Annotated in this window: 2 protein-coding genes and 1 pseudogene; 2 read left to right on the forward strand and 1 reads right to left on the reverse strand. The window is 69.2% G+C overall.

What is annotated here, in order from left to right; translation table 11 throughout:
• The first annotated feature begins 243 nt into the window (after positions 1-243).
• Both ACQKIP_RS41910 and ACQKIP_RS41915 read left to right on the forward strand, forming a co-directional pair.
• Positions 244-1,854 carry a peptide-N4-asparagine amidase gene (locus ACQKIP_RS41910; protein ID WP_365854446.1) on the forward strand — a complete coding sequence of 537 codons (1,611 nt, stop codon included), beginning with the start codon at positions 244-246 and terminating at the stop codon, positions 1,852-1,854.
• A gap of 159 nt (positions 1,855-2,013) precedes the next feature.
• Positions 2,014-3,450 carry a cation:dicarboxylate symporter family transporter gene (locus ACQKIP_RS41915; protein WP_365854444.1) on the forward strand — a complete coding sequence of 479 codons (1,437 nt, stop codon included), beginning with the start codon at positions 2,014-2,016 and terminating at the stop codon, positions 3,448-3,450.
• On the opposite strand, the pseudogene ACQKIP_RS41920 reads toward ACQKIP_RS41915, so the two are convergent.
• A pseudogene (locus ACQKIP_RS41920) lies at positions 3,389-4,001 on the reverse strand (gfo/Idh/MocA family oxidoreductase); the annotation flags it as partial. The gene ACQKIP_RS41915 and the pseudogene ACQKIP_RS41920 overlap by 62 nt on opposite strands.

The following is a 4,001-nucleotide window of genomic DNA, read 5'->3' on the forward strand; positions in this document are numbered from 1 at the left end:
GACCACGGCAGCGGCACATCCGGCTGTGTGAGCCTCTCGAAGCAGGGGATGGCGTATCTCCTGAAGAACCTCGACCCCAAGCAGCACCCGGTCGTGGTGATGGGCGACAAGGCGAACCTGAAGGGCTGATCCGGCGCGGGTTCACTTGCCGGCGCCGTGCGCCTTCACCACCGGCCCCGCGCGCCATCACCGGGCCTCCGGGGCACCGTTGCGGTGATCGTCGGCTCCCCGTAAGAATCCCGCATGAGAAGACGCGTCATGTCCATGCTCGCCGGGGTCATCCTCGCGGCGGGCACACTCTTCAGCGCGGGCCCGGCGGCGGCCGACGCGCCCCCACCGGAGTTCGGCAACGACTGGCACGACCCCGTCACGGCCGCCCCGCCCGTCACGAAGCCGCACACCCCATCGTGCGAAGTGACGGTGGCCGAGGCACAGTTCAAGGACTTCACCCCCTATGAGGGCGCCTACAGCCCGCCCGGGAAGTGCGGCGCGGGCAACTGGGGCAAGGTGGTGCTCCGCCTCGACGGCAAGGTCAAGGGGCGGCAGTACGACCGCCTCGGCTATCTGCGCATCGGCGGCGTCGAGGTCTTCCGCACCTCCACCCCCGAGCCGTCCGCCGACGGCATCACCTGGTCCGTGGAGAAGGACGTCACGCGCTACCGCGAGACCCTGGGGCGCGACCAGCAAGTGGAGATGCTCATCGGGAACGTCGTCAACGAGACGTACACGGGCGTCATCGACGTCAAGGCGACCCTGACGTTCTACGCGGCGGGCAAGGGCGGCGAGGGCAAGCGCGAGCAGTCGTCCCCGGACCGCGTCCTGCCGCTGGGCGACGGCACCACCCTCACCACCCCGCGCAACAGCGAGCGCATCGTCGCCGAGGTCTACGCCACCGGCTCCGGCGGGGGCTGCGAGGAGTACTGGTACCTGACGGTCCCGGACGCCGCGCCGTACTCCTGCAAGGCGGAGGACGGGCCCTACCGCGAGGTGCAGGTCACCGTCGACGGCCGACTCGCCGGGATCGCGACGCCGTTCCCGACCGTGTGGACGGGCGGCTGGTCCAACCCGTTCCTCTGGTACGTGATCCCCGGACCCCGCGCCTTCGACATCAAGCCCATCGAGTACGACCTGACACCGTTCGCCGGGCTCCTCAACGACGGCCGCCCGCACCAGGTGGAAGTGTCCGTCGCGGGCCGGCCGGAGGCCACAACCGGCTGGCACACCCCCACCAACGTCCTGGTCTGGCAGGACGAGAAGAGCGCCCACGTCACCGGCAAGCTGACCGCCCACCGGGCGGGCGACCTCGCCAACAAGGCCGCCTACACACCCGGTTCGCCCGAGCGGCAGCACCGCCTGGACACCAAGGGCAGCCACCGGCTCAGCGTCTCGGGATACGTCGACACCTCCCACGGCCGCGTGAAGACGACCGTCACCCGCGCACTCGCCAACACCTCCGTGCACCGCTGGACCGAGGGCGAGTCCACCGACGCGCTCAAGTCCGTCTGGAGCGACCGCGAGACGGTCACCACGGACGGCCGCGCCACCCGCACCGACCGGACGTACACGATGGACGGCACGACCACGCTCGGCGCCGGTGACCGGCTGCGCACCGAGATCGACCTGGGCGACCGCGCGGAAACCGTGCGCACGGACCACGGCCGGCGCACCGCCCGTACGGCCACCGACGACCGCTACGAAGGCGACGCGACGTACACCGCCAACGTCCCGCGCGAGGACCGGCATGCCGTCGGCACCTCCCGCGAGCGCTACCGGGTGTACGGCGACGGCGGCTGCTACGACCGCACCCTCGCCACCGAGCAGGGGGCCCTGACGGTGGACCGTCTGCGCTGCTGAGCCCTCTGGCGGACCCCGCGGTTTGGAGCAAGATCCAAAATTTACGCCGATGTGATCTGTAGGTCTTTTGCGGAAGCAGTCACTCCACCATAGTGGCGCCTCGCGGAAAGAAATTTCCGTATGGCAGAAGTAAGTTGGAGCCTCACTACAGGAGTGCCCGTGCCGCAGTCCGTACCGTCCATACCGCGACGCGTAGCACGCACATTGCGAACCTCACTGTTCGCGCAGGTCGCCTGCGCGTTGGTGCTCGGAGTCCTCGTCGGACGGCTGTGGCCAGACATGGGCACAGCCGTCCAGCCGCTCGGCGACGGCTTCGTACGTCTGATCAAGGCGATGATCGCCCCGCTCGTGTTCTGCGTGGTCGTCGCCGGCATCACCAAGGCCGGAGACCTCAAGGCCTTCGGCCGCATCGGCATCAAGGCCCTCATCTGGTTCGAGGTCGCCACCACGGTCGCCCTCGTCGTCGGCCTGCTCGCCGGGAACCTCGTCAGCCCCGGCACCGGCATGAACGTCGACCCCTCCAAGCTCGACGCCTCCGCCGTCGACGAGAAGACCGGCGGCGGCGAACTGCCCTCGACCAGCGAATTCATCCTGCACTCGCTGCCCGACAGCGCCATCGGCGCCTTCGCCGAGAACTCACTGCTCCAAGTCCTCGTCCTGTCCTGCCTGGTGGGCGCGGCCCTGCTGCACCTGGGGCAGAAGAAGGTCCCCGCGATCCTGCCCGCCATCGAGCAGGGCCAGGAGATCGTCTTCGCGATCGTCGGCTTCATCATGAAGCTGGCGCCGCTCGCCGTGTTCGGCGCGACGGCGCATCTGGTGGGGGAGTACGGGCTCGGCGCCCTGACGACCTACGGCAAGCTCATCGGTGTCTGCTACGCGGTGGCCCTGCTCTTCCTCGTCCTGCTCGGCGTGGCCTTGAAGGCCCTGACCGGCCTGAGCCTGTGGAAGTTCGTCCGCTACACGCGCGAGGAGATGCTGCTCGCGCTCGGCACGGCCTCCAGCGAGGCCGTCATGCCGCGCATGATGCAGAAGCTGCGCCAGGCGGGCTGCCGCGACGACGCGGTGGGCCTGGTCCTGCCGACGGGCTACTCCTTCAACCTCGACGGCGCCTCGATCTACCTCTCCGTCGGTACGTTGTTCATCGCGCAGGCCGTGGGCGTGGACCTGAGCCTGGGCCAGCAGATCACGGTCGTCCTCGTCCTGATGCTGACCAGCAAGGGCATGGCGGGCGTGCCCGGTTCGGCCTTCCTCGCGCTGTCCGCGACGGCCTCCGCGCTGGGAGTCATCCCGGCCGGTGCGGTCGCCCTGCTGCTCGGCGTGGACCGGATCATGGACGCGATGCGCGTCGCCACGAACCTCCTCGGCAACTGCGTGGCCGTCTTCGTGGTCTCGCGCTGGGAGGGCGCGCTGGACACGGCGCGGGCCAGGAAGGTCCTGGCCGGGGAGATCGCCTTCGTCCCCGAGCAGGACGCACCGGCGGAAACGGCGCAGGAGCCCGGCAGCGCCGATGAAGGCGCCGCCGGGCCCAAGTCCCTTACGCCTTCGGCTTCTCGGAGTCCACTCCCGGCCGAGCCTTCTTCCACAGCCCGCGAGTGAAGTCAGGGATCGCCTGCGGCGCGCCCTTCGCCTTGATCGACAGATGGCTCAGGGGGACGGGCGACGTCCAGGTCGCGGCGTCGTAGACGTCGAAGTCGGGCACGATGCCGAGCTGCATGGTCTGCATCAGACGGAAGACCATGATGTAGTCCATGCCGCCGTGCCCGCCCGGCGGGTTCGCGTGCTCCTTCCACAGCCAGTGGTCGAACTCCTCGGCGTACTTGCCGAAGTCGCCCCACTCGTCGTTCGTGTGGTCCGGCTCGAGGTAGATGCGCTCGGGGTAGTCCTCGAAGACGCCCTTGGTGCCGCCGAGGCTGTTGATACGGGAGTAGGGGTGCGGGGTGCTGACGTCGTGTTCGAGACGGATCACCCGCCCCTTCGCCGTCTGGAGGAGACTGATCGTGCGGTCGCTCTCGATATAGGTCTCCTTCCAGCTCGGGTCGCCCGCGGGCATGTGCGCCTTGCGGTACTCGGCCAGACCGAGGGCGGGCGTGCCGAAGCTGGAGATGTGCGTGACGCGGTCGCCGCGGTTGATGTCCATGTAGTTGCTG

This window comes from Streptomyces sp. NPDC059900, assembly GCF_050270335.1.
Taxonomy (GTDB): domain Bacteria; phylum Actinomycetota; class Actinomycetes; order Streptomycetales; family Streptomycetaceae; genus Streptomyces.

Bases quoted from the DNA above. Each gene is read 5' to 3' on its own strand.
- ACQKIP_RS41910 (WP_365854446.1), top strand. From the start codon at position 244: ATGAGAAGACGCGTCATGTCCATGCTCGCCGGGGTCATCCTCGCGGCG.